The 24732-nt window shown below is 41.4% G+C and carries 25 protein-coding genes and 1 pseudogene; 25 read left to right on the forward strand and 1 reads right to left on the reverse strand.

Going from position 1 to position 24732, the window contains the following annotated elements; all coding sequences use genetic code 11:
- Position 1 precedes the first annotated feature (1 nt).
- The 5 genes from RYP29_RS00740 to RYP29_RS00760 all read left to right on the forward strand — a co-directional run bounded on the left by RYP29_RS00740 (position 2) and on the right by RYP29_RS00760 (position 4983).
- Positions 2 to 913, forward strand: a complete 912-nt coding sequence (locus RYP29_RS00740) for an ABC transporter substrate-binding protein (RefSeq protein WP_311531559.1) — start codon at positions 2 to 4, stop codon at positions 911 to 913.
- A gap of 28 nt (positions 914 to 941) precedes the next feature.
- A complete protein-coding gene (locus RYP29_RS00745) occupies positions 942 to 2801 on the forward strand; it encodes a TonB-dependent receptor (RefSeq protein ID WP_311531560.1) in 1860 nt (619 codons plus the stop codon).
- 166 nt (positions 2802 to 2967) lie between these two features.
- Positions 2968 to 4284: an aminotransferase class I/II-fold pyridoxal phosphate-dependent enzyme gene (locus tag RYP29_RS00750; protein WP_311531562.1), complete on the forward strand. Its 1317-nt coding sequence runs from the start codon at positions 2968 to 2970 to the stop codon at positions 4282 to 4284.
- 128 nt (positions 4285 to 4412) lie between these two features.
- Entirely contained in the window at positions 4413 to 4682 is a 270-nt protein-coding gene (locus RYP29_RS00755; RefSeq protein ID WP_205095492.1) for a type II toxin-antitoxin system Phd/YefM family antitoxin, read from the forward strand.
- Complete coding sequence (locus RYP29_RS00760) at positions 4666 to 4983, forward strand: type II toxin-antitoxin system RelE/ParE family toxin (RefSeq protein WP_311531563.1); 318 nt, start codon at positions 4666 to 4668, stop codon at positions 4981 to 4983. The genes RYP29_RS00755 and RYP29_RS00760 overlap by 17 nt, the downstream gene beginning before the upstream one ends.
- 67 nt (positions 4984 to 5050) lie before the next feature.
- Here the strand turns inward: RYP29_RS00760 and RYP29_RS00765 are convergent, their stop codons facing one another.
- A complete protein-coding gene (locus RYP29_RS00765; RefSeq protein WP_311531565.1) occupies positions 5051 to 5512 on the reverse strand; it encodes a helix-turn-helix domain-containing protein in 462 nt (153 codons plus the stop codon).
- Between the two features lie 437 nt (positions 5513 to 5949).
- Here RYP29_RS00765 and RYP29_RS00770 point away from each other — a divergent pair, with 437 nt between their 5' ends.
- From RYP29_RS00770 to RYP29_RS00860, 20 genes and pseudogenes are all read left to right on the forward strand, one after another.
- On the forward strand, positions 5950 to 6414 hold the full coding sequence (locus RYP29_RS00770; RefSeq protein ID WP_311531567.1) for a hypothetical protein: 465 nt from the start codon (positions 5950 to 5952) through the stop codon (positions 6412 to 6414).
- A 164-nt stretch (positions 6415 to 6578) separates the two neighbouring features.
- Positions 6579 to 7886: an FAD-dependent oxidoreductase gene (locus RYP29_RS00775; protein WP_311531568.1), complete on the forward strand. Its 1308-nt coding sequence runs from the start codon at positions 6579 to 6581 to the stop codon at positions 7884 to 7886.
- Positions 7883 to 8161 carry a ferredoxin family protein gene (locus RYP29_RS00780; RefSeq protein WP_118354208.1) on the forward strand — a complete coding sequence of 93 codons (279 nt, stop codon included), beginning with the start codon at positions 7883 to 7885 and terminating at the stop codon, positions 8159 to 8161. Before RYP29_RS00775 ends, RYP29_RS00780 begins: the two co-directional genes overlap by 4 nt.
- A gap of 4 nt (positions 8162 to 8165) precedes the next feature.
- Positions 8166 to 9170: an electron transfer flavoprotein subunit beta/FixA family protein gene (locus RYP29_RS00785; RefSeq protein WP_311531569.1), complete on the forward strand. Its 1005-nt coding sequence runs from the start codon at positions 8166 to 8168 to the stop codon at positions 9168 to 9170.
- Positions 9170 to 10165, forward strand: coding sequence for an electron transfer flavoprotein subunit alpha/FixB family protein (locus RYP29_RS00790; protein ID WP_311531570.1), 996 nt, complete (start codon positions 9170 to 9172; stop codon positions 10163 to 10165). Before RYP29_RS00785 ends, RYP29_RS00790 begins: the two co-directional genes overlap by 1 nt.
- Before the next feature lie 627 nt (positions 10166 to 10792).
- Entirely contained in the window at positions 10793 to 11551 is a 759-nt protein-coding gene (locus tag RYP29_RS00795) for an SDR family NAD(P)-dependent oxidoreductase (protein WP_287509937.1), read from the forward strand.
- A gap of 91 nt (positions 11552 to 11642) precedes the next feature.
- Entirely contained in the window at positions 11643 to 12242 is a 600-nt protein-coding gene (locus RYP29_RS00800) for a hypothetical protein (RefSeq protein WP_311531571.1), read from the forward strand.
- 46 nt (positions 12243 to 12288) lie between these two features.
- Entirely contained in the window at positions 12289 to 12873 is a 585-nt protein-coding gene (locus RYP29_RS00805; protein WP_311531572.1) for a hypothetical protein, read from the forward strand.
- Between the two features lie 179 nt (positions 12874 to 13052).
- The gene (locus RYP29_RS00810) at positions 13053 to 14003 is read left to right on the forward strand and encodes an ABC transporter permease (protein WP_311531573.1); all 951 of its coding nucleotides are present in this window, start codon (positions 13053 to 13055) and stop codon (positions 14001 to 14003) included.
- Positions 13996 to 14805, forward strand: a complete 810-nt coding sequence (locus tag RYP29_RS00815; protein WP_311531574.1) for an ABC transporter permease — start codon at positions 13996 to 13998, stop codon at positions 14803 to 14805. The genes RYP29_RS00810 and RYP29_RS00815 overlap by 8 nt, the downstream gene beginning before the upstream one ends.
- 66 nt (positions 14806 to 14871) lie before the next feature.
- Positions 14872 to 16386 (forward strand): ABC transporter substrate-binding protein, encoded by a 1515-nt coding sequence (locus tag RYP29_RS00820; RefSeq protein ID WP_311531575.1) that lies wholly within the window; start codon positions 14872 to 14874, stop codon positions 16384 to 16386.
- Complete coding sequence (locus RYP29_RS00825; protein ID WP_311531577.1) at positions 16379 to 17146, forward strand: ABC transporter ATP-binding protein; 768 nt, start codon at positions 16379 to 16381, stop codon at positions 17144 to 17146. The genes RYP29_RS00820 and RYP29_RS00825 overlap by 8 nt, the downstream gene beginning before the upstream one ends.
- 1 nt (position 17147) lies before the next feature.
- Positions 17148 to 17888 (forward strand): ATP-binding cassette domain-containing protein, encoded by a 741-nt coding sequence (locus RYP29_RS00830; RefSeq protein WP_311531578.1) that lies wholly within the window; start codon positions 17148 to 17150, stop codon positions 17886 to 17888.
- Between the two features lie 140 nt (positions 17889 to 18028).
- Positions 18029 to 18334: a transposase gene (locus RYP29_RS00835; RefSeq protein ID WP_311531581.1), complete on the forward strand. Its 306-nt coding sequence runs from the start codon at positions 18029 to 18031 to the stop codon at positions 18332 to 18334.
- A 337-nt stretch (positions 18335 to 18671) separates the two neighbouring features.
- The gene (locus tag RYP29_RS00840; protein ID WP_311531583.1) at positions 18672 to 19637 is read left to right on the forward strand and encodes a transposase; all 966 of its coding nucleotides are present in this window, start codon (positions 18672 to 18674) and stop codon (positions 19635 to 19637) included.
- Between the two features lie 448 nt (positions 19638 to 20085).
- Complete coding sequence (locus RYP29_RS00845) at positions 20086 to 20316, forward strand: DUF4316 domain-containing protein (protein WP_311531585.1); 231 nt, start codon at positions 20086 to 20088, stop codon at positions 20314 to 20316.
- Between the two features lie 35 nt (positions 20317 to 20351).
- A pseudogene (locus RYP29_RS08910) lies at positions 20352 to 20652 on the forward strand (plasmid mobilization relaxosome protein MobC).
- 221 nt (positions 20653 to 20873) lie between these two features.
- Entirely contained in the window at positions 20874 to 21113 is a 240-nt protein-coding gene (locus RYP29_RS00850; protein WP_311531587.1) for a single-stranded DNA-binding protein, read from the forward strand.
- Between the two features lie 51 nt (positions 21114 to 21164).
- Complete coding sequence (locus RYP29_RS00855; RefSeq protein WP_311531589.1) at positions 21165 to 22148, forward strand: ATP-binding protein; 984 nt, start codon at positions 21165 to 21167, stop codon at positions 22146 to 22148.
- Positions 22149 to 22167: 19 nt separating this feature from the next.
- Positions 22168 to 24720 carry a S8 family peptidase gene (locus RYP29_RS00860; protein ID WP_311531590.1) on the forward strand — a complete coding sequence of 851 codons (2553 nt, stop codon included), beginning with the start codon at positions 22168 to 22170 and terminating at the stop codon, positions 24718 to 24720.
- Positions 24721 to 24732: the final 12 nt, after the last annotated feature.

A 24732-nucleotide genomic window follows, 5' to 3' on the forward strand; every position in this document is an offset into this window, starting at 1 on the left:
TATGAAACAAAGAATATCGATTATATGCGCCATACTGATGATGGTATTGTTTGTGGTCGGTTGTGGTCCTGCACAAACGGGGACTACGGGCGCTACACATCAGGTTACGGATGGTACAGGCACGATTGTTACGGTGCCTAATGAGCCAAAGCGCATCGTTCCTATTGCAGCGAGTACAGAGGATATAGTTCTATCCTTGGTTGATCCAAGCCGTGTAGCCGCTGTTGGTACGGTACCTAATAATGTGCCCGACGCGTCGGCTAAGGTAGAGAAACATGTGAAAGCATCTGCTGAGTCCATGCTCTCTGTACAGCCAGATTTAGTATTAGTACCCAATTGGATGTCTCCAGATGCGATTGGGGAAATGCGCAATATGCAGATTCCTGTTTATGTATATAAAACGCCTACTACGGTAGAAGAAGCAAAAGCTACGATTCATGAGATTGCCGGACTATTACATGCATCTGATGAATCCATGATAGCTAGCATGGATGCAGATTTAAAAACTGTAGAAAATCTGGCGAATAAGTATAGCGGTGAACGCCCTTTAGTGGCATTTTATTCACAATTTGGCTTAACAGGCGGCAAGGGGTCTACCTTTGATGATATGTGTAACTATTTGAAGGTAAACAATGCGGCCGCTCAAATAGGTTTAGGCCCTTTTGATAATGGGACGAGAGAGGATTTAATAAAATCTAACCCAGATATCATTTTTATTCCTTCTGTGGCCTATACATCGGATGGTACTACGCCAGCAACGACAGAACAGCTTTACTCTGATCCTGCTTTGCAAGGTGTTAAGGCCATCACCAATCGTCGTGTGTATCTCGTAGATTCCTCGCAGGTCATGAGTTATTCTCAATTTATGACCCGTGCAATGGTATCTATGGCACAAAATATTTATAGTATGTAATTATAGTTTGATGTGTGTGGAGGTTTTTATGAAAGTATCAAAGAAACAACGTTTATCTCTGTATGTGGGATTAGCTCTTGTATTTGGTAGCACGATTAGTGCACCTAGCGTATTAGCTGCTGATGCACAAGATTCCCATACCATTGTCGTTACTGCAACGCGTAGTGAACAACAGCTTTCACAAGTACCAGCTAGCGTAGGCGTAGTCACAGGCGATGATATCCGCGAACGTCACGCAACTAACATGAATGAAGCGATGCGTATTGTACCAGGTGTAGATATCAATACGTATGGTGGTGGCGTAGGTTACACGAATTCTAATGCATTCCGTATCAATGGTTCCGACCAAGTACTATATTTGGTGGACGGTATCAATATGGGCGCGGCTGGCGTGAATCCGCCGATGACAATTCTGAAAGATATGTCTAGCATTGACCGCGTAGAAGTTCAACGTGGCGCAGGTTCTACATTATACGGTTCTGGTGCCATCGGTGGTGTGGTCAACGTAATCACAGCGAAACCTGAAGAAGGTGTTCAAACTAAGCTTCGTGTTATGGGTGGTAGCAATAATCTTGAGCAATACGCGATTACCAATGAAGGTAGCAAAAACGATTGGTACTGGCGCGTAGGCTTGCAAAAGGACATCATTGGTTCTTACAAGGATGGTCATGGGGCGCGAATTCCACAACATGCTAATAGCCATAATGGGTCCTTCATGGTAGGCAATACGATTAATGATAAAAATGATGTGAAGGTATTCTATGATACATATCGTGGCGACGTGATGTATTCTGACCACTTGGGTGCTCTCAATCACATTCGTTATGGTACAGAAGCAAGTGATTCCTTACGCGCTATTTGGAATAACAAGATTAGCAATCGTTGGAGCCATCAATTATACTTGATGAACAATCACTATAAAACAGTATACGATCATTATCCAATCGACGTGAAAACACGCGGTATCGGTGATCAAGTAACGTATAAAGCCAAAGACCATACCGTAGTTGGCGGTTTTGATTGGCGCCAAGATAAGGTCGTTAACATGGGTGGTATCAAGCTTACGAATACATCTTATTTCCTTCAAGATGAGTGGAAAGTGGCTCCTAAATGGACGGTAACACCAGGTGTTCGTGTTGACCACCATTCTGCATTTGGTACCCATACATCGCCATCCATTAGCGTTGGCTATGATGTGAACAAGAAAACAAATGTATATGCTGCGTACAAAGAGTATTTCTTAGCTCCTACACCTTACCAACTCTTTGATGGCACAAATGGTAATCGTAATTTAAAACCTGAAACCGGTCGTGAATTTGACCTTGGTGTACATCACAAATTCGGTAAAACTTGGAACAGCAACCTCAGCTTCTTCAGCCGTCATACAAAAGATAGAATTGGTTGGGTTATGACAAATCCTGCAACGTTCGCGGGCCAATATCACAATTTCGATACTGAAAAAGCCTATGGCATTAATGCTGATGTGCGTAAACAATTGACAAAACATTTGGCTGCGCGCCTTGGTTACACATATACTCATATCGATGCAACGCCTACGCGCAAAGCAAATCGCGATGGGTATGTGCCTAAACACGCCGTTAATGCAGGACTTGATTACAATGATGCTAAATGGGATGCTCATTTGGATATCCGTGGTGTCATCGATCGTCCTGGTCAATCTGCTAATGTATTCCCACGTAAAACATACTGGTTGGCTGACATTAGTGCGAACTATCGGGTACGTGAAAACGTGACTGTATTTGGTCGTATTAATAATATCTTTGATACGTACTATGCGGAACAATCTAGCGTTAATTGGGGGCACCCTGGTGACTGGTGGCCAGGCCAAGGTCGCAACTTCCGCTTAGGTGTTGAAGTTACTATCTAACTCACTGGTTAAGAATAAAAATTGATAAGGCTGTAAGCTACTGTGATAAAACTATAGATTTTCTCTTGTAAAAGCACTATAATAGAATGTATCTATATATATCAATGTATGCGTATTACAGCCTTATTTTTTTGTAAGGCGTTTGTTTAGAGGAGTTGGATTCTGTATGGAACTACCGGTTTTATCCCCGTATATGATGGCACGTAAGCCGTCGGGGATCCGCATGGGACAAATTAAATTTTTAGAGCGAAAGAACCCACCTATTTTGGTTAATGGTTCTATTGGTAATGTTATGCGTCCTATGCATCCCGCCATGCAGCGCCGACTATTCACGCTAGGAGGACCTAATAGTCCTTTCAGTACAGGCATCGTACCGTATGTGCCAACAACGGGTACCGATGAATGTCGCGAAGCATTCTTGCATATTTTGCGTAGCCAAGGTTTTGATACAACAGGCCTTAATGTACTCGTTACGGATGGCGCATCCATGGCGATGGAAATCATCATGCTTGGCGTTTGTGGCGGTGCAGGGGAAGAGGAACGCCCTCTCTTGATGTTCAACCCTTCTTACACAAACTATGATGCGGTAGGTCATCGTATCGGTCGTAAAACGGTAACCGTAGAACGTCGCCTCAATGAAAATGGCGAATTTGAATTGCCATCCATTGAAACCGTGGAAAAACGCATTATAGAAACAAAACCAGGTGCATTGTTGATTATTCCTTACGATAATCCGACAGGTCAGCTATTCAGCAAGGAAACCTTGATTGAATATGCATCTTTGTGCGTAAAACATAATTTATGGATTATTTCTGACGAAGCGTATCGTGAATTGGCCTACGAAAAAGGTAAGGAAACATCTAGTATTTGGACATTGACAAACAAGGATGTACCGGGTATCGAAGGGCGTCGTATCAGTCTTGAAACGGCTTCCAAGGTGTGGAATGCTTGCGGCCTTCGCATTGGCGCTATCATTACAGACAATGCGTTGTGCTATGAAAAATCCGTTGCCGAATATACAGCAAACCTCAGTGCTAACACACTAGGTCAATATATCTTTGGCGCCTTGGCTCATGAAAGCCATGCTGAACTTCATAACTGGTATGAGCAACAACGCGATTACTACCGCGAAATGATTTATGAACTTCACAAGGGATTTAAAGAGGTAGAACCAGATTTCATCATCTCCAATCCAGAAGCGTCCATCTATTTTGTTATCGACGTGCGCAATGTAGCAAAACCGGGCTTCGACGGCGTTGAATTTGCTGCTTGGTGTGCTGAACATGGTCGTGTAACCTTGGATGATGGCAATGACTATACATTGCTTATGGCTCCGCTTAATGGTTTCTATAGCGGTGCAGGTGATAAACACAATCCTGGTAAGACACAACTTCGCGTATCCTTCTGCGAAAATCCAGATCTTTTAAAACTAGCGCCTGTATTGCTATCTAAACTATTTAGAGCATACGAAGCACAACGATAAATAAAAGGACTATAACTATAATGTGATTTTAATTTGCATTTTGTTATAGTCCTTTTATTTTTACCTTGTATTTTTGTAATAATTATGATAAAGTGATGATAATATTATGATATAAGGAGGTGTAAATATTGATTAATATTAGACCTGTATCAGATTTGAGAAATAAGTTTTCAGAAGTTGAAGAAACCGTAATTACAACTAATTCTCCAGTGTTTTTAACTAAGAATGGATATGGAACCATGGTGTTAATGAGTATTGAACAATATTCTGCATTAACAGATCCTATTGAGTATGCATTAGATGAGGCTGATTCTGCAGCAAAAGAAAATAAAGTTAGATTCTCTGGCACTGATGTTTTTCGTCGTGTAAGGGAGAGAATTGATGGAGCGGAAATATAAACTTACATTTTTACCATTATTTGAGCATGAATTAAATCATATTGTTGATTATATAACCTATATTTTACATAATAGAGAGGCTGCGCATGCTCTCGTATCAGATATCGAAACAGCCATATATACAAGGTTAGAGTGCCCAGAATCTTTTGCCGTTTATCCAAGTAAAAAATATAGAGAACACCCGTATTATAAAATAACCGTGCGTAATTTTTATATTTTTTATGTTGTAATTAATGATGTAATGGAAGTTCGTCATATTTTCTATAATCGACGAGATTTACAAACTTTATTAGATGATTGATAAAAAGAAGCTATAATACTAGAGGTTATCCTCAGCATTATAGCTTCTTTTTGATTCCTTGTGGTATCTAAGTGTTATCGTTTTCATGGTCGAGTCCCTTAGTAGCGATGCTAACAGCCTGCTCTTCTTCAGGCATAGAACTATCCTCTGTTGATGGATAGGAGGTGTCGTCTAAGGTTACTGTTTCTAGTAATTTGTCGATATTATCTGCTTGAATAGAAACTTCTTTGTTATACCATTCGCCAAACTCGCGGATAACTTTTTCATTGCGCCTATAATAGGTGTATTGGTCAATTTTTCTTGATTCTACAAGGTCTGCTCGTTCTAGCATAGTCATAAATGTAGATACAGACGATTGCGATACACCGCAGCGTTTTTGAATACTTTTAACGCTAACGCTGTTTGGAAAATCGATGAGAGTTTTAGAGTGTACTTGAACACCGAATTCTTGCTCTGGGTGCTTTAGCCACAATATAATATCTAACCGATGTGGATTGGATAATGCTTTCAGAATTCTTTGCGGATCCATATGGCCTCCTTGAGGTAAATACCAAAGTGTTGAGTGCCTTACTTTGACCGTGGTCTTGCATTATGCGGTCGTATTATATACGCGTCTTGCTCCGTATAGAGGGTTTTTATTACTTTTATCATACGCTAATTTTTATGTGAAAGCTAGGAAAATTTATAAATTTTTATGGGACGGAGGTGTGGGGTTCCAAAAGTCTCCACCGGCCGGGTCTGACTTCGCCCTTCGGGCTACGCAGGGCCAAAGTCGACTTATGGAACCCCACACCTCCTCGCCAAAAACTTTAGGTGTGGAGGAGAAAGGCCTGCGTTTCACGCAGGCTTTCGAATTAGTTTTATAAGGGGATTTTATGAATATCCGTATTATTGATTCTTTTTGCTTTGTGATTGTGTTATTATTATAAAGGTATTGTTTTAGTTTTATGTATAGGGGTGTTATGTATGAATAAAAAACTTTTTTTGATTTTAGGGGCCATTTTATTGTTTTTGATTGGTGCTACTGCAAATGCTAAGGTACCAATGTATTATGATAACAATCCTAATCTAATTCTTATGTATGAGAATCCATCAGGGACTGCTTTTTATTTAGATAAAACTTCACTAGTGAATGAAGAGTATGATCCACCGTACTATAAGTTGGCGATTAATGTTGTATGTGTACCTAACGCGAGTCGTGGTGCAACTAATTTTTATGCTGTAACAAAACATTTTAGTTATCATTACCATTATCGTAGTATGTTTGTATTAAATCCTGATACAAATCTCTGGAGACCTTTGAAGTTACATGCAAGTAATGCGGAAGGGGCAGTTGATGAAGGTATCGGCGAAGCGGCTTTTTATTTGGCTTATAAAATTAAATTCCATGATTTGTATGACTCGAAGTTTTATAAGCAACTTCGGAAATAATATAGTTAGAGGAACAAGGGCTGGTCTCGACCAGCCCATTTTTTATTTTCTTATAAAATTTTCATGTACATGTGCTATGTTAAAAAGGTATTTTCAATCTGTATCGTGAATATATAATATATAGACTTATGTAAGTTAGGCTTTCATAAAAAGGAGCTGAGTATATGGCAATAGATCGAAATGAGAGATTTGACGTCATCGTCGTGGGGGCAGGGCCGGCGGGTGCTGCGGCGGCGTTGCGTTTGGCGGAGCAGCGTGTGAAGGTGCTAGTCATTGAGCGCGGGATGGCGCCTGGTGCGAAGAATATGATGGGCGGTCGCATTTATACGCATTCTTTGGAGAAATTGGTGCCGGATTTTAGGGACCGTGCGCCTCTTGAAAGAAAGGTGACGAAGGAACGTATTTCCATCGGTGCTGGCAATGAGATGACGACCATTGAATATAGTTACCAAGATGTGAAAGAAAATGAAGAGTCCTACGTTGTGTTGCGTGCTAAGTTCGATAAATGGCTTGCCGAAGAGGCTGAGAAGAAAGGGGCTTTGCTCGTTTCTAATGTACAGGTAACGGAGCTTATCACCGAAGGGGAAGGCAAAAAACGCCGCGTCGTTGGTGTGCGTTGCCACGATGATGAGGTGTATGCCAAGCTCGTTATCATCGCAGAGGGTGCCAATACAGTACTCCTAGAGGAAGCAGGTCTTACAGGTCCTACCGATCCTAGCACGATGGCTGTTGGCGTGAAAGAGGTATATAAATTCAAAAAAGAGGACCTCGAGAATCGCCTTATGTTGTCTAGTGATGAAGGCATGGCATGGCTCACGTTGGGTGATATGACAGATGGTCTATTAGGTGGCGGCTTTATTTATACGAATAAGGACAGCCTTTCCGTAGGCATGGTGGTAGGCCTTGAGGACATAGGCTCGGCAGATAAGTCCGTTGACGAAATGTTGGAGGCTTTCACCAGTCATCCTAGAATTGCACCGCTTTTAAAGAACGGCCAATTAAAGGAACACAGCGCGCATCTTGTGCCTGAAGGCGGTTATAAGGCGATGCCAAAATTGGGTGGCAAGGGTTACATCGTCGTTGGCGATGCGGCGCGGATGTGTATGAATCTGGGGTACACGATTAGAGGTATGGACCTTGCTATCGAGTCCGGTATGTGCGCGGCTGAGGCGGTCAATGTGGCATTGCGCGATGAAAATATGGACCGCGTTACTAAATTGTACGAAAAACAAATCAAGGCGTCTTGGTTGCGTCGGGATTTGAAATTGTATAAAAATATGCCGAAATTCTTGGCGACCAATCCGCGTATCTTTAATGCGTATCCTGCATTTGTAAACAATCTTATGCATGACGTATTCACTGTTAATGGCGACGGTGCGGTGCCGTTGATGAAAAAATTGTTGCGCCGCGTCAAGGATGTAGGCCTATTCAGATTGATTCGTGATGCATGGAAAGGGGTGCGTTCCCTATGAAATTAGAAGAGCGTTTGGGCGCGAATAAATATTATGTAGATGAAACGTGTCCTCATATCATTATTGATGGTGAAAGCGTAAGCCGCGAAGAGGCGATGAAGCTCGTGAATGGTTGTCCTGCAGGTCTATACACTTTGCAAGAGGACGGCACGCTGGCTTTTGATTTTGCCGGTTGCCTCGAATGTGGCACATGCCGTGTATTGTGTGGACATACGATTGTTAAATCTTGGAAATATCCTCGAAACGCTAAGGGCGTAGAGTTTAGACAGGGGTGAGTGCATGGAATTATTAGTCTGTATAAAACAAGTGCCGGATACGTCGGAAATTAAACTAGATCCGGAAACAAATAATCTCATCCGCACAGGCCTGCCTAGCATCGTAAACCCTTACGACATGCACGCGCTTGAGGCGGCTTTGACTGTGAAAGACCAAATTGAGGGGAGCCGCGTTACGGTTGTGACCATGGGTCCTCCGCAAGCGGAAGAGGCGTTGCGTCAATGCTTGGCGCTAGGCGCTGATGATGCGGTGCTCGTAACGGACCGTGCCTTTGGTGGTGCTGACACATTGGCTACAAGCTATACGATTGCATCTGCTATTCGTCATATTCAACGGACCATGAACCGTCAATTCCAAATTATTTTCTGCGGTAAACAAGCCATCGATGGCGATACAGCGCAAGTGGGTCCTCAAATTGCAGAGGAACTCGGCATGGCACAAGCTACCTATGCTTGTGAATTTTCCGTAGATCAAGCTTCTCAAACGGCGATTGTAAAGCGGGAGCACGAGAACGGTTACGAAGTGATTGAAGCGCCGTTGCCATTGCTTGTGACGACGACGGCCGAACTCAATGAGCCTCGTCAACCAGGCCTTTGGAGCTCTATTTACGCGAAACGATATACGATTAATCACATTACCTTGCGTGATATGCCTCATATTGATGAAAGCCGCATTGGTCTTACCGGTTCCCCAACACGGGTGCGCAAGGTGTACCAACCACCGCTTCGTGGCAAGGTAGAAATGCTTTCATCCGTCGACGAAGGGGCCAAAAAGGTACTCGAATTGGCATACCACATCAAGCCTGAAAAGTTCGCCCACCTCTTGGTGCCGAATGATGCACCGGTTGTGGAATCTCAAGATGATGAGGGGATTGACGTAAACGACCCTGTACAGCGGGCTGCGTCTGTTGAAAGCGTAGTGCCTAGTGAACCTAAGGCGGTAGATCCAAATACATTTGCTGCAGTGGCTGCTAAGGCTGATGCTGTTGCCAAAGGAGGTGACCGATAATGACAAATTTTGATGAATACAGAGACGTTTTTGTCGTAGCTGATACCATCGATGATGTGGTGCATCCAGTTACGTATGAACTTATCGGTCAAGCTCGCCGTATCGCTAAGGAACTGGGCCAGCTCGTGCAAGTGATGCTCCTCGGCGAGAACGTACAAGCTGAGGCTGAGGAACTTGTGGCTCATGGCGCCGATATTGTTCACGTTTTTGAAAGCCCTCTCTTGAAATACTATACAACAGATGGCTATACAAAGGTATTGACGGATTTCTTTGAAGACCATAAACCGAATATCCTTTTAATTGGTGCTACCAACAATGGCCGTGACCTAGCACCGCGCATGTCTGGTCGCATGCAAAATGGCGTTGTAGCAGATTGCACTATCCTAACCGTAGATACAGAAGAAGGCCTTGTAGAATGGACCCGCCCTGCTTTAGGTGGCAATATCTTGGCGGAAATTATTTCGCCAAACCATCGTCCACAAATGGGCTCTGTTCGACCTAATGTATTCAAAAAACCTGAGCGCATTGCGGACAGTTGGGGCCGTATCCAACTTGAACAATTTGACCTCAAGCCTGAAGACATTCGCACCAAACGACTAGATTTTATTCCATTCAGCAAGTCTGGTTATAATATCCAAGAAGCGGATATCATCGTAGCTGGCGGTCGTGGTATGGGTTCAAAGGAAAACTTTGATAAACTCTACGAACTCGCCGATGCTATCGGCGGCGTTGTAGGTGCTACACGTCCACTCGTTGAAAAAGGCTGGATTGAATTGCCATACCAAGTAGGCCAAACAGGTAAAACCGTAAGCCCTAAACTATATTTGGCATTTGGTATCTCTGGCGCAATCCAACACGTAAGCGGCATCTCTGGGGCCGATACAATTGTGGCCATTAACAATGATCCGAAGGCGGAAATATTCCAACACGCGAACTATGGGATTGTTGGGGATTGTATGGAAGTTCTCAACGATATGTTGGCGCATTTAAAATAGAACATAAAAAGATTGGGCCCTTAGCTTAATTGCCGTAGTAGAAAGGCCCCCTTCCGAAAAACTCCACCGGCCGGGTCTGACTCCGGCCTGCGGCCTCCGCAGGGCCAAAGTCGTTTTTCGAAAGGGGTCCTTTCTTTCTTCTACAGTCGATATAGCCATGGACCCAATCTTTTTATGCTTCTCCTTAAATTAGCACCGACATGTTCGTTGAAATAATATAAGTAGAAATATGGTAAAATGGTGTTATAGTAATTATCGATACAAATCTAATAGAAGAATCCACAAAACATAAATTATAATTAAGGTCCTGAATTACTATTTTTCTTTATTCCTGTAACGAAAATATTTGCGGGAAATAAGGATAACGTATTTAAAACAGGTCCTGGTGGGCTTCCAAAACCGACTTTGGCCTTACCGTAGAGAGGGTACAATCTGATAGAGGTCCTGAATTACTTTCTTTTTCTTTGTTTAGTAATGAAAATCTTTGTGTTTCATTATGTAATTCAGGACCGATGTATTTAAAGTATGTGATGATAGGGGCGGGAAAAAGACTTCGGGTCCCGCTTGCGCGATAGCGTGTCTTTTTTCCGCCCCTGTCATCACTGTTAAATAGAAGGAGGAATACATATGAACCGCAAAATTTTCGTTACAGGTGCTACTTCTGGTATCGGCCTTGAGTGTGCCCGTGCTTTCGCCAAGGATGGCGATAATTTATTACTTGCTGGTCGTCGTGCAGACCGTTTGGCTGCGATTAAGGAAGATTTTGAGCAGCAATATGGCATTCGTGTTGATACGCTCGTTCTCGACGTGAGCAAACGCGAAGATGTAGAGTCCAAGGTTAAACCTGCTATTGAAGCATTCGGTGGTGTCGATGTGCTTGTAAATAACGCAGGTCTTGCACAAGGGCTTGATCCATTCCAAGATAGCTCCGTTGATGATGCGGTGACAATGATTAATACGAATGTATTAGGTCTTCTTTATGTAACTAAAGTTGTTTTACCATTTATGATTGATAAAAACGAAGGTCATATCGTAAATATGGGCTCTACAGCTGGTATTTATGCATATCCAGGTGGTGCTGTTTACTGTGCTACAAAGGCAGCTGTCAAAATGTTGGCCGATGGCATTCGTATGGATACTATCGCTACAGATATTAAGGTTACTACCATTCAACCAGGTATCGTAGAAACTCCATTTAGTGAAGTTCGCTTTCACGGAGATGCTGAAAGAGCAGCTTCCGTTTATGCTGGCATTGAGGCAGTTCAACCAGAAGATGTGGCGGATGTTGTATTGTATGTAACTAACCAACCAAAACGCATGCAAATTTCAGATGTAACAATTATGGCGAACCAACAAGCAGCGGGCTTTATGGTGCATAAGAAATAGTTATTTGAAATCCTATATCATTTAGGGTATACTTGTTGAGTATGTTTTGATAAATATAATTTTACAAAATTTATTTTCGGAGATTGTTGTTATGACAACAAGGATAAAGTTATTATTAGTGGCTTCTTTAGCATGTGCAACTATTGGTTCTTATAGCATTATTAGTGCTCACGAGCCGTCTGGTGAGGGTGGTTCCATGTCTATGACTGGCGGAATCTCAGTTGAAGCTGCAGAGCCAAATTTTATTATGCCGAGTCCTGTACATGTGTTCACCACAGTTAAAGAAGCAGCGGAATATATGCATATAACACCACAGATGCCAAAGCTGTTACCTGTAGGCTTTAATATTCAATCTGTCATAACCTTAGAGAAAGATATATTACAAGTTGTTTATGTCTATGAACCTGGTGCGGAGCCATATTACAACAAAGCTGGTGGTGCACTGATTATATATCGCTCATCTAAGTTAACCGGTGATATTAGTGGTGACCGTAAGATTCATAAGGTGATAGAAACTGAACGCGTAGATGGTACAAAGGTTACTTTCAAAGGTGGTAAAAAAATGGTCTATCTTGCATCGTGGATGAAAGATGGGCAGAATCACTCGTTAGAGTTTCAGCATCCCGTTACGCGAGATATGGCGAAGGCGATTATTCGTAATATTGTTGAAGAAATACCACATACAAAATAAAGGTATTCTTAATAATTTTTATGTTTAGAGAATGGAGAGGATTCCTATGATTAAAAAATTTGTATTAATGGCTGTTGCTTGTGCGTGTGTAGGTTCTTATGGTGTTGCTAGTGCGCAAAGCACTCTTGATGTACCACCTGATCCAGCTAAACCTGTAGTTGCAGAACAGGCAGCGCCAATGGTTGGTATGCCAAGTCCAATTCGTGAATTCAATACTGTAGACGAAGCGGCTAAATACATGAATATTACACCGCAATTGCCGAAGGTACTGCCTGTAGGTTACAATATTAAATCGGTAAGCACAATTAATAAGGATATATTGCAAGTGGTTTACGATTACCAAGCCGGTGAGGATGCAACGCGTAACCAAGCAGCAGGTAAACGCATCGTGTATCGTGTAGCAAATACAAAAGGTGACATCAGCGGTGATTACAATACCTATAAAGTTACGGCTACTGAAAAAGTAAACGGTACAAAGGTTACTTTCAAAGGCGGCAATTACATGGTATACCTTGCAACATGGGTGAAAGATGGTCAAAGCCATGCATTAGCATTTGAACGTCCTGTAAATCGCAATATGGCGAAGGCAATCGTTGCTAACACAGTGGCACAAAAAACACATATGCAATAATATAATTTAAAATGTATACATATAAACAGCTCCTCGTATGAGGGGCTGTTTTTTCGCTATGTGAAACTTTCATAATGAGAATTGTTGCAATATACCTGCACGGGTATACATATTTATACGTAGTGTTGATACAATAAAACCATAGAAAATTTAATTGATAATAGAAGGCAGGTGATGGATTGTATCGACTATTATTACAGCGTTTGGTGAGTATAGTTGGTATTTTACTAGTTGTTACTATCGGTACATTTGTATTGATTAAATTGTCGCCTATCGACCCGGTGGCAATGAAATTTAATCTCGTGGGTGCCACGCCTGATCCGGTGTTGGTGGATCAATTAAGAGAACAATTAGGTCTCAATGATCCGTGGTGGCAACAGTATGTGCGTTGGCTTGGACAAATTGTACGGGGTGATTTTGGGGAATCGATCCTGTATTCAATGCCGGTAATCACATTGTTATCGGGGGCCTTGCCTAATACATTGGGCCTCGTATCACTAGCACTTGTCATGGGAATTGTAGTGACCATTCCACTAGGGATGCTGTCCGCCAAGTACAAGGATTCATGGGTGGATCATGGTGTACGATTATTGACGTTTCTAGCCTTAGCGATTCCTAGCTTCTGGGTGGGGTTATTGTTGCTCTACTTATTTGGCGTTAAATTACAGATTGTATCAGTAACGAACACAAATGGTTTCTCTGCTTATATATTGCCAGCTGTTACATTAGCTCTATGGCTATGTGGACTATATATCCGTCGCTTGCGTAATGCTATTTTAGAGATATCCAGGCGTCCCTTCGTTCAAGGGGCGCGTGCATTAGGCTTACCAGAGTGGATGGTATTTACTCGATATATATTCCCTCATGTAGGACTGATGTTATTACCTATGATGGGCGTAACGATGGGCGCTATGCTTGGTGGCTCTGCTGTTATTGAAACAGTATTCGCCATCAAGGGTATTGGGTACATGATGGTACAAGGCATTATGGCGCGAGACTTTGTATTGATGCAGGGCTATATCATTTGGATTACATTGGTGTTCATTATTATCAATATCATCATTGATGTATTGAGTTATTGGCTAAACCCTAAGCGAAGGGCCGCTATACAAGGAGGCTCTTATGAATAGACAAAAGCCGTACACCTTATACATTATGTTAGTCTTAGCAACTTTATGGATTTTACTATTCCTCTGTGCTCCATACATAGCTCCATTTAATCCAGAGGCTACGAATGTGGCAGACCGATTGCAAGATATTAGTAGCACGCACTTATTAGGCACTGATCAGCTGGGCCGTGATGTGTGGTCTCGCATCCTTTATGGCGGTAAAGCATCATTAGGAATTGCTTTCATCATCATTGGTATCAGCGGTGCTATCGGCATCGTTATTGGTGGGGTAGCAGGATTTTCTACGCCTCGTATTGACCGCTGGCTGTCTCGCTTGATTGATTTGGTGTTAGGATTTCCGAATATGGTAATTGCCATCGCGTTCATCGGTATCATGGGACCTACCATTCCGAATGTCATTATTTCCTTGTGTATTACAAAATGGGCGGAATATGCGCGCATTACACGTGGTCTTGTACAGATTGAACGCCACGCGGAGTACATTACCTTCGCTCGCATGTCGGGCGCATCAAATCTGCGCATCCTGTGGCGATACATTTTGCCAAATGTGCTGCCACCCCTATTGATTGTAATCATTCAACATCTCGGAGACGTTATTATCTTAGTAGCTAGTTTCTCGCTTATCGGTATCGGTGTACAACCGCCAGATCCAGAGTGGGGCACAATCTTATTAAGTTCCCGAGATTTCCTACAAACGGCACCGTGGCTATTGATCTATCCAGGGCTTGCCATTTTTATTACTGTTGTTTTATTCAACTATATTGGCGATGCGTTGCGCGATGCACTCGATGTATCTCGTTAACTGCGCTTTGTATAGATTTTTTATGGTGAAAGCCCTAGTGGGCGATGTATTTTTAAAGGAGAAAGTATGAAACGTTGGTTATTAGTATGTTTAGCCATGTTGTCTATGGTGGCCCTCTTGACGGGGTGTGGTAGTGATACGGCTAAGCAAGGAAAACACATGAATGTTGGTCTGTATTGGTTTGGTGAAACATTAGACCCAACACACGAGTGGGATGCGTGGACATTGACGCGTATCGGTGCAGGTGAAACATTGGCAACTGTAACACCAGACATGAAATTTGCCCCACAATTAGCAGATTCTTGGGAAAATGTGGACCCTACTACATGGAAATTCCATATCCGTGAAAATGTTAAATTCCAAAATGGCACACCTATGACGCCACAAAAGGTAAAAGAGTCCATCGAGTACACTATGAAACAAAGTGCTCGTTCTGCAAAGGCTGTTAAGATTGAGTCCATTACAGTAGATGGTCAAAACTTGATTATTAAAACAACAGAACCAAATGGTTCCTTGTTATCTAGCTTAACAGAACCTGCATTTGTCATCATGGACACAGCAGATCTTAAGGACGTGGCTACTAAACCAGTTCTTACAGGCCCTTACAAAATTAAATCTTTTACAAAGGGTGAAACCATTGAACTAGAAGCCTTTGCAGATTACTGGGGCGGCAAACCAGGTCTTGATTCTGTAACAGTCAAAGATATCGAAGACAATAATAAACGCGCGATGGCATTGCAATCTAAAGACGTTGACGTTATCCAAAAAATAGATTCTGCTAACCGCAGCTTGTTCAAGGATGGTTTCAATATTCAAGACATCGCTGGCGTACGTGTTTTTATGTTAAAAATAAACCAAACTGCAGCATCTCCATTACATGACAAAGCTGTACGTAATGCAGTAGCTCATATCATTAACTATGATTCCATGGCGAAAATCATCGGTAATGGTTCCACACCAGGTGCAGCACCATTCCCACCTTCTGCAAACCTAGGTTACGATACAATCGCTAACAAAGCGACAACTGATGTAGCAAAAGCGGATCAAATCTTAACACAAGCTGGTTATGCTAAAAATGCAAATGGTGTATATGCTAAAGATGGTAAAGAATTATCTCTAACATTAGCTGTTTGGGGTAAGGACACTAGCATGTACGAAGAAATCCAACAAGAATTGAAACAAGCGGGTATCAATGTAACGCTTAAAAAATTACAAAGCCCTGATGAAGTGGATACACTTGGTACAGATGGTTTTGACTTGGTAGAACGCAACGTTATTACCATGTCTACAAACGACCCTTATTGGTTCCTCAGCTTGTTCTACAAATCTGGCGCAAAAGCCAATGTTGGTGGTTATACTAACCCTCAAGTAGATGCGTTAATCGATCAATTATCCGTAACATTTGATCAAAATGAACGTTCTACTATTGCTAAACAAGCACAACAAATCTTGGTTGATGATGTAGCAGATATTTACTTGTTGTATCCAAGTGCAACAGTTGTATCCACTAATAAGGTTAAAAATGTACCAGCACATCCTATCGATTACTACTTATTAACAAAGGATTCTACTATTGAATAAATCTGACTGTATCGTATTTGATGATGTAACAATTGCATATGGTACGGAAGAGGCGGTACGCAATATATCCTTCTCCGTGCCTAATGGCGAGGTCTTTGCCATCGTTGGTGAAAGCGGATCTGGTAAATCTACGTTAGTCCGCGCCGCCTTTGGCATGTTGAAACAAGCTACTATAACAGGTCAAATTTTGTTAAATAGCATCGACATCTCTACCTTGAGCGATAGCGATTGGCGCAAATTACGTGGTACAGAGATTTCCATGATCTTTCAAAATCCTAGTGCCTATTTAAATCCAAATCGGACCGTAGACAATCACTTTAAGGATTTGTTCCGTGCTCATGGTGAAAGCTATGATTCCCGCCGTGTTATTGATATGCTTAATCTCGTTCATCTCGATGGGGGAGAACGTATATTAGCATCCTATCCATTCCAGCTAAGTGGTGGTATGCAACAACGGTTAGCCATAGCATTGAGTCTCATCTTAAAACCTACTATTGTCTTTGCCGATGAGCCCACTAGCGCCTTAGATATACTCGTGCAAGCCTCTGTATTAGACCTATTACGTGAAGTGACGCAAGCCCTTGGTGCAACGGTAGTTATCGTAACCCATAACATTAAGGCTGCTGCACGTATTGCAAATAGCATTGGCGTCATGAATAAGGGGCAGCTTGTTGAAGTAGGAACGACTCAAGATGTAATAAACCATCCAAAAGATGAGTATACCCGTGTATTGTTAGATTCCGTAATGAAAGTGGTGTAGTATGATTCAAGTTGAGCATGTATGTAAACAATATACGAACCACCATCATACGGTTTATGCTGTAAATGACGTATCTTTCTCTGTGGCACCGAATGAACGCGTAGGTATCGCTGGCGGTAGTGGTTCTGGTAAAAGTACGCTGCTTAGGCTGATTGCTATGCTAGAAAAACCTACATCTGGCATCTTGCGACTCTTTGGTGAGGAAATCCATTCTATTCAAAATCATACAGAAATATATCGCTCTATGCAGATGATGTTCCAAAATCCCTTGGCGGTGATTCCACCGAGGATGAACTTAGAAGCATTTCTCTTAGAGCCGTATATCAACTATGGGCTTATGGATATAGCCGCTGCAAAGGAAGATGTCCGTAAATGGATTAAACATGTAGATCTACCTGAAACTATTGTTCAGAAATATCCTCATGAAGTAAGTGGTGGTCAGCTGCAACGGTTGGTACTGGCAAGGATTATGTTGATGCATCCAAAACTAGTACTCTTTGATGAACCTACATCAGCCCTTGATGCGGTGAACCAAAAGTTGGCGCTAGACCTATTACAAAAACTACATTCGGAACAACCCTTCGGCTATGTGTTTGTCAGCCATGACATCGGACTCTTACAAGCCGTAACAGACCGAATCATCGTTATGAAAGACGGACATATCGTTGAAATTATCGAATCAAAACGACTCAAAGAAGCGGTACATCCTTATACAAAAGCACTTGTGGAAGCAAGTTTATAAAAAGAAAGGGGCTGTAACAAAACAGCCCCTTACACTAGAAAAGCTATTAGTTGATTTTATATGATTAACCAATAGCTTTTTTTCAATATTTCTAAGAAAAAAGGACCCTGAAGGGCCCTTTTCGTTGGTATAATTAAATTATGAACAAAAACCATACCAATGAACCTAATTATACCAAACTAGTAATGCCTCGCCAACTAGTTTTACCATTGGATTATGGCATTTTGATAAAAGAAACAGCGCCTGTGCGGTTACTCGATGCTGTATTGGAGGAATTAGACTATAAAGAGTTACAGCATTTGTATTCTCCTAAAGGGAGAAAATCTAAAGTTCCACCGCATATTCTGTTCAAAATTTTTGTCTATGCTATGTCCAACGGCGTGTATTCTACACGTATGATACAACAACAATGCGAAGAAAATATTAATTATATGTGGCTTCTTTAAGGCTATTCAGCTCCTAGTCATATGACTTTCCAACGATTTTTTGCACGTTGTACACTAGATATATTAATGAATCTGTTTTCACAGTTAATGGAAGCTATTGGAAGACGTAATACCTTGACATTCAATGAAGTCTTTATTGATGGAACTAAACTAGAGGTTAATGCTAATAAGTACACCTTCATCTGGCGAAAAGCAGTACAAAGAAAATTAGATACACTACCATCTAAATTATCTATATTAAAGCAAGACATCTGGAGTGAATTAGGGCTAGATACCCATTGTATGAATGATGAGTGTATATATACTTTCTTAGCCAAAGAAAGTATATATACAACATATGGAATTCGTACAAGGAAAAGGTAAGCATAAAACATCATTACAACGGCTGTATGAGCGAGCTGAAGCTCTATATGACAAGCGCAAAGAATATGAACAGCAATTATATATTATGGGTGAATGCAACAGTTATTTTAAAACAGATCATGATGCTACCTTTATGCGTATGAAGGAAGACCATATGCGTAATGGACAGCTTAAACCTGCCTACAATGTACAATTAGCTGTTCATTCTGAATATATTATGGGAGTTGGTGTATTCCCTAAGCCCAACGATACGAATACATTAATTCCATTTGTACAGCAATTAGAACAGATCCATAGTCGCCGATTCACATATGTGGTAGCTGATGCTGGTTATGATAGCCATGAGAACTTAACTTGGTTAAAAAACAACCATTACCTATCTTGTATAAAACCACAATATTATGAAAAGGCGAAAACTAGAGCTTGGACTAAAGATATTAGTAAATCTCGTAATATGGAGTATATACCTGAAGAAGATGTATTTATATGTGCTAAAGGGCGTAAATTAAAATATGCTTTTACTCATAATGCTAAAGCTAAAACAGGCTTTATATCTGAGAGAAAGGTATATATTTGTGAGTCTTATAACCGATGCGGATACAAAAAGGAATGCCAACGGTATGTAAAACCAACGACAGTAAATCCCGTAAATCGAATTGAAACTACGCCTGCGTATGATGCTGTATTGGCAGAAAACCAAGATAGACTACTCAGTGATATAGGCATTCAATTACGAATTAACCGCTCCATTCAAGTTGAAGGCGCATTTGGTGTGTTAAAGCAAGACCTTGGATTTAGACGTTTTTTACACCGTGGTAGTGGAAACGTGCATAAGATGCTATATCTATTGGCCATGGGATTTAATATTGCAAAATTACATAACCGAATACAAGCAGGACGAGTTAATACAACATTATTTACCACAAAACAAACTGCTTAAACCAAGAAATTTTTAAATAGGCCTAGAGGCCTATTTAAGTGCGCCAAAAAAACAAGAAACACCAAGAAAACATAAGGTTTTACAAATCTAAATGTCTTGGTGTTTTTTATATTTTAAAGGGACTGCAACTAGAATGCGGTAAAACCGCATTCTGTTACATCCCCATTCTCCCAAAATAGCTTAATTATATCTGTCCAAGAAAATGGGTGCAGATCAAATTTATCGTCCTATTGAGATGAAGGGCAGTTTTTTATGTGCAGGGAAAGGAGGTATCCTTATCTGTGGGGCTTGACCGGAAATGGTTAGGCATGCCATCAAATAAGAAGGAGGTAAGGCGAATGGTCGATGGAAAAGCAAAATGTGACTATCCGGCATCTAAGCAAGAACATCTCCGAAGCGCCGAGACCACCGCCGCCAGAAGGCCGGCGAGCTTGCGTGTTTTACGGATATGCCCTGCATCATCCGCAAGCTGACGGATGAACAGGTCATCATACAGATGGTGGAGGATAACTATTTGCATATTGCTGAGTTTTCTGAGGAACAGAATGAGAATATGCTGGACGGTGTTTTGAACAACCTGCTGCCCTCGCCGCTTCCTAAGTGGTCAGATAAGAAGAAACTGGACAGAGTGAAGGAGTCGCTTGCCCACAAGCGGAGCCGGGAATGGGAAGAACTCTGACGGTCTAGCGCAAGTGTGACAGGCACTTTCATGTGATGGCCACGGCAGATGAATTAATTCAGATACAACAGCGCATGGCCGAGGCGGGCATCACCAATGCTGTGGCTTATATGCGGAAGATGGCTTTACACGTCTATATCCTCCATGTAGATCTTGCTCTTGTCTGGGAGATGTTTTCCCTATAGGGATGGTGCGTCAACAATTTTAATTAGATGGCCGTCCATACTAATATCTTCGGCGTGTACTCGGAGGAACAGAGCTCCAGCGAGATTATAAAAAGTTGTGGGGCAGGTGTACGATGTGCTCACGGAATGGTCTGCACTGGTGAAAAAATGATTTGGAGGGGGGAGTGGCTTTTATGTGGTTGCCCCCTCCTTTTTAGTGTATGCCGAATAGGCATGATTAAGGGGCTGTTTTGTTACAACCCCATGATTTGTATTGACACGGATTATATTATCTTGGAGGTTACGCATGTATGCTATTGCTTTTGGTTTGTTAGCGTGCTATGATACAAACAACGTTATTCATCAAATTGTTTACAACGAGGAGGACATGAATTGCCAACTGCAAACGATCTTTTAGCTTGGGCTATAGAAGAAACAAAGAATTTGCATACTAATGAGATTTTTCTTGTACGAGATTTATTTAAAGGCTATGAGTGGAACCGAATATCCAGAAGTGACAGATTGTTATTGGGGACTTTGTTCTTAAACTATGTTCACACATCTGGAACTCATTTGGAACCAATTGAAAAAACTTCCTCTGGACAGCAGAAGTATAAAGTCAGCGACAATTGATAATTTATACGCTATCAGAATGACAATTATTCAAGAGGGAGGATTAGCTATATGAAAGCAGAATTATATAAGAGACTATTTCGAGCTATTTTTTCCGAAGATATACCATCATTAAAGAAAATAGCTATTACGATCATTCAAGAGGAACGCAAACTCGGTCATAACATTCTTGCAGACTCATTAGAAAAAATTTCAATGTCAGAAAAGCCAAAATACACTCTGTTTGAGAGCAAAAAAAGTGAAAGTGGATTATCTACTTTACCTAAGAGCAAGCGTACAAACTCACAATTGGTGTCATATATTCCGAGAGAACAGTTAAAGCATCATATGATTTTGCCGAACGAAGTTGAAGAACGTCTTCTTTCGATTGAGCAGGAGTATGTGGCGCGCGAAAGGTTAAAAAAATTTAACCTCGTACCTAAAAGGAAAATACTTCTCTATGGTCCTCCAGGGTGTGGTAAAACTTTAAGTGCCGAACGAATTGCATGGAATCTCGGGTTACCGCTATTGAAAGTTCGCTTCGATTCTTTGCTTTCTTCTTACTTTGGAGAGTCAGCATCAAATCTTCGAATGGTATTTGATTATTGCAAAAGCGAACCTGTTGTTTTGCTTCTTGATGAGTGTGATTTTATTGCTAAATCTCGTATTACGACACAGGATGTTGGAGAAGTCCCTAGAATCGTCAATATGCTACTCACTTTGTTAGACGAATACGATGCTCCGGGATTGGTTTTAGCCACTACAAATTTAAAAGTGTCGCTTGATGAGGCTCTTTTCCGTAGATTCGATGATGTTATTGAAATGCCGATGCCGGGAAAATCAGAACGTAAATGCTTATTGGAGATGACGTTATCTGCAATACCAGTTTCTCCGGATGTTGATATGGATCAAATATCAAATCAATTGGATGGATACTCTGCCGCTAATATTGTCCTGATTGCGCAACGGGCTGCAAAGATTGGTGTTCTTGCAGGGAGCAAAAAAGTATGTAATGAACATTTCGTAAAAGCATTGGAAGAAAGTTCTAGATTTTAATCTGTAAGGAGGTATGACAATGGCAGAGAATAATGACTTTACGCATTTACCTCTTCCACTATTATTTCAAGGGAAACCGAAATTGCGTGGTGGCGGCGCAGTATCTGACCAGACAAAAAGGAATACTGCTAATCGAATTGCTCATGGTGGCTATGTGAAACATCGCTCTGCTGAATTGTCCCGTTTTTGGAAAGAGCGTCGTGTAGAGCGCTCAGAAAACGCCTTACCTGAAATAGAAACTGGTATTCCCATACTGCTAGAAATAGATCCTTCTGCTAATATTGATTTTTTGCGAGGACTAGGATTTGAAATCGTCTGTGAAATTGAGGAAGGATTTATTATAGTTGCTACAGAAGATGTTGATTTTTCGGCTTTAAATGAGAAAGCAGATGCTTTTATTGCAAATGTAACCACAAAGTGTAATTCGCCAGCAAAAGTCTATGCGCTCTGTGAAGATGATGATAGGCTTAAACGGGTTTTGTCGCAAGAACTTTACGCAAAATGGGCAACTATTTCACCAGATGAAATATATACAATCGATATTGGTGTAAGCTGCTGTGGAAACATCGAGTTGCCAAAACGACCCAAGCGTAAAGATGATGAAACCGATGAACATTATTCTGTTCGTGAGCAACGGTGGAGGGAAAAGTTTAATGCTGCCTATATGACTTGGGACGAAACCAAGATGAAACGAGAGACAACAATAGAAAGTTTTGTTTCTGATTATGATGGTGAAATTATGCAATTTGCCGATGGTATATCGGAAATGACTGATTTGCCTGATAGTTTCTCGGCACGTCTAAAAATATCTGGTAAATGTTTGCTTGACTTAGTGTTGAATTTTGCATATATATTTGAAGTATCCGAAGCTGAAACAATAGTTATGGGAGAGGCCCCCGAAAATAACGATAGTTTTACCGAAAACGTACAAATTGAGGCTCCTATCCAATCTGCTCCCATTGTATGTGTAATGGATAGTGGAATTCAAGAGGAACATAAATATTTAGCGCCGGCAATTATTAGTGATGAATCCGTAAGTTTGCTTCCTAATAATCTGAACACAATTGACGAAGTTGCTGGTGGTGGACACGGAACACGAGTAACTGGTGCAGTTTTATATCCAAGAACAATTCCTTCAGATGGAATTTATCACCTTCCTTGTTGGATTCGCAATATGCGAATTTTGGATGAAAATAATTGCCTGCCAGAAGATGTGTATCCGCCCAAGACAATAGCTATTGCAGTTCAAAAATATAATGTTGAGAGTTCACCACCGACCAGAATATTTAATCATTCTATTGGGAGCCGCAGATCTTGTGAAATGAAGCACATGACTTCCTGGGCGGCTGAAATCGATAGTCAGTCTTACAACAATGACGTTTTGTTTGTACAGGCGGCTGGGAATATTTCCATAGATGTAATATCAGCCTATTGGCAGGTTGGATATCCATATCCAGAATATCTTGACAGAGAGTTGTGTAGAATTTCAAATCCAGCGCAGAGTCTACAAGCAATCACTGTGGGATCTGTGTCAGCGACTGAGTTAGAGACTGATGATTTTATTGCTTTGGGAAAGCAAATGGAGGTTTCTTCATTTTCGCGCTCAGGGCCGGGTATATGGGATGTCTTAAAGCCAGAAGTTGTCGAATATGGGGGAACACACATATATAATAAAGGAAGTGTTCCGCCTCAACTTACAACACCTCCCGAAGTATGTCCGGAACTGATTCGTAAATCTCCGGAAGGTCCTGCTTTTGCACGTGATGATGTGGGTACGTCTTTTTCAGCACCAAAAGTCACTTACATTGCATCACAGATTGAAAAGGTTTTGCCAGAATCACCTGCGTTGCTATATAGAGCATTAATAGCCCAATCTGCTCGATGGCCCAAGAATATTAATGATGTTAGTAAAGAAGAGTGCGTTTCTACATTACGCTATATAGGATATGGTGTTCCAGATGTCGAACGTGCTACTCACAATGATGAATATCGAATAACATTGGTAACACCGTCGCTTATGGAACTTGGAGATGATGAAGCTCATATTTTTCGAGTTCCTATCCCGGAAGAATTATCTAATGTTGGTGAGGATTATGATATTTTGGTCGAAGTTACCCTGTCTTATGTAGCGAATCCTCGCCGGACTCGGCGCTATGTAAAAGGGTATTTGTCAACATGGTTAGACTGGTGCTGTAGTCGGATTGGAGAGAATGCGGAAACATTTGCTCGTCGTATCTTTGAAACGGGCTCTATTATTGACGATGATGGCGATTTTAACTGGGTGCTCGGAGAGGCAACCAATCGAGGTGCAGCGGAGGGGTATTCACGAAAAAATGGTACCCTTCAAAAGGATTGGTGTATAATCAAATCCAATCAATTGAGTGATGCTTTTTGCATTGCGGTTCGTGGTCATAAAGGGTGGGGAGGTTTGTTTAAAGCAAAGTATTCGTTAGCAGTTAGTTTCGAGGCTATCAATCAGGACATACCAATCTATGAACCGATACGTGCTGAAATTGAATCGGTTGTTGAAAGCGGTGAAATCGAGGTTGAAATGCCAGAGAATAAACAGTAATATCTTTATTTG

Origin of the sequence: uncultured Veillonella sp. (assembly GCF_963534045.1) — a bacterium.
Taxonomy (GTDB): Bacteria; Bacillota; Negativicutes; order Veillonellales; family Veillonellaceae; genus Veillonella.

Bases quoted from the DNA above. Each gene is read 5' to 3' on its own strand.
- RYP29_RS00855 (WP_311531589.1), top strand. From the start codon at position 21,165: ATGAAAGCAGAATTATATAAGAGACTATTTCGAGCTATTTTTTCCGAA.
- RYP29_RS00770 (WP_311531567.1), top strand. From the start codon at position 5,950: ATGAATAAAAAACTTTTTTTGATTTTAGGGGCCATTTTATTGTTTTTG.
- RYP29_RS00780 (WP_118354208.1), top strand. From the start codon at position 7,883: ATGAAATTAGAAGAGCGTTTGGGCGCGAATAAATATTATGTAGATGAA.
- RYP29_RS00775 (WP_311531568.1), top strand. From the start codon at position 6,579: ATGGCAATAGATCGAAATGAGAGATTTGACGTCATCGTCGTGGGGGCA.
- RYP29_RS00835 (WP_311531581.1), top strand. From the start codon at position 18,029: ATGAACAAAAACCATACCAATGAACCTAATTATACCAAACTAGTAATG.
- RYP29_RS00785 (WP_311531569.1), top strand. From the start codon at position 8,166: ATGGAATTATTAGTCTGTATAAAACAAGTGCCGGATACGTCGGAAATT.
- RYP29_RS00840 (WP_311531583.1), top strand. From the start codon at position 18,672: ATGGAATTCGTACAAGGAAAAGGTAAGCATAAAACATCATTACAACGG.
- RYP29_RS00845 (WP_311531585.1), top strand. From the start codon at position 20,086: ATGCCCTGCATCATCCGCAAGCTGACGGATGAACAGGTCATCATACAG.
- RYP29_RS00795 (WP_287509937.1), top strand. From the start codon at position 10,793: ATGAACCGCAAAATTTTCGTTACAGGTGCTACTTCTGGTATCGGCCTT.
- RYP29_RS00790 (WP_311531570.1), top strand. From the start codon at position 9,170: ATGACAAATTTTGATGAATACAGAGACGTTTTTGTCGTAGCTGATACC.
- RYP29_RS00830 (WP_311531578.1), top strand. From the start codon at position 17,148: ATGATTCAAGTTGAGCATGTATGTAAACAATATACGAACCACCATCAT.
- RYP29_RS00805 (WP_311531572.1), top strand. From the start codon at position 12,289: ATGATTAAAAAATTTGTATTAATGGCTGTTGCTTGTGCGTGTGTAGGT.
- RYP29_RS00860 (WP_311531590.1), top strand. From the start codon at position 22,168: ATGGCAGAGAATAATGACTTTACGCATTTACCTCTTCCACTATTATTT.
- RYP29_RS00740 (WP_311531559.1), top strand. From the start codon at position 2: ATGAAACAAAGAATATCGATTATATGCGCCATACTGATGATGGTATTG.
- RYP29_RS00765 (WP_311531565.1), bottom strand. From the start codon at position 5,512: ATGGATCCGCAAAGAATTCTGAAAGCATTATCCAATCCACATCGGTTA.
- RYP29_RS00760 (WP_311531563.1), top strand. From the start codon at position 4,666: ATGGAGCGGAAATATAAACTTACATTTTTACCATTATTTGAGCATGAA.
- RYP29_RS00800 (WP_311531571.1), top strand. From the start codon at position 11,643: ATGACAACAAGGATAAAGTTATTATTAGTGGCTTCTTTAGCATGTGCA.
- RYP29_RS00745 (WP_311531560.1), top strand. From the start codon at position 942: ATGAAAGTATCAAAGAAACAACGTTTATCTCTGTATGTGGGATTAGCT.
- RYP29_RS00820 (WP_311531575.1), top strand. From the start codon at position 14,872: ATGAAACGTTGGTTATTAGTATGTTTAGCCATGTTGTCTATGGTGGCC.
- RYP29_RS00750 (WP_311531562.1), top strand. From the start codon at position 2,968: ATGGAACTACCGGTTTTATCCCCGTATATGATGGCACGTAAGCCGTCG.
- RYP29_RS00815 (WP_311531574.1), top strand. From the start codon at position 13,996: ATGAATAGACAAAAGCCGTACACCTTATACATTATGTTAGTCTTAGCA.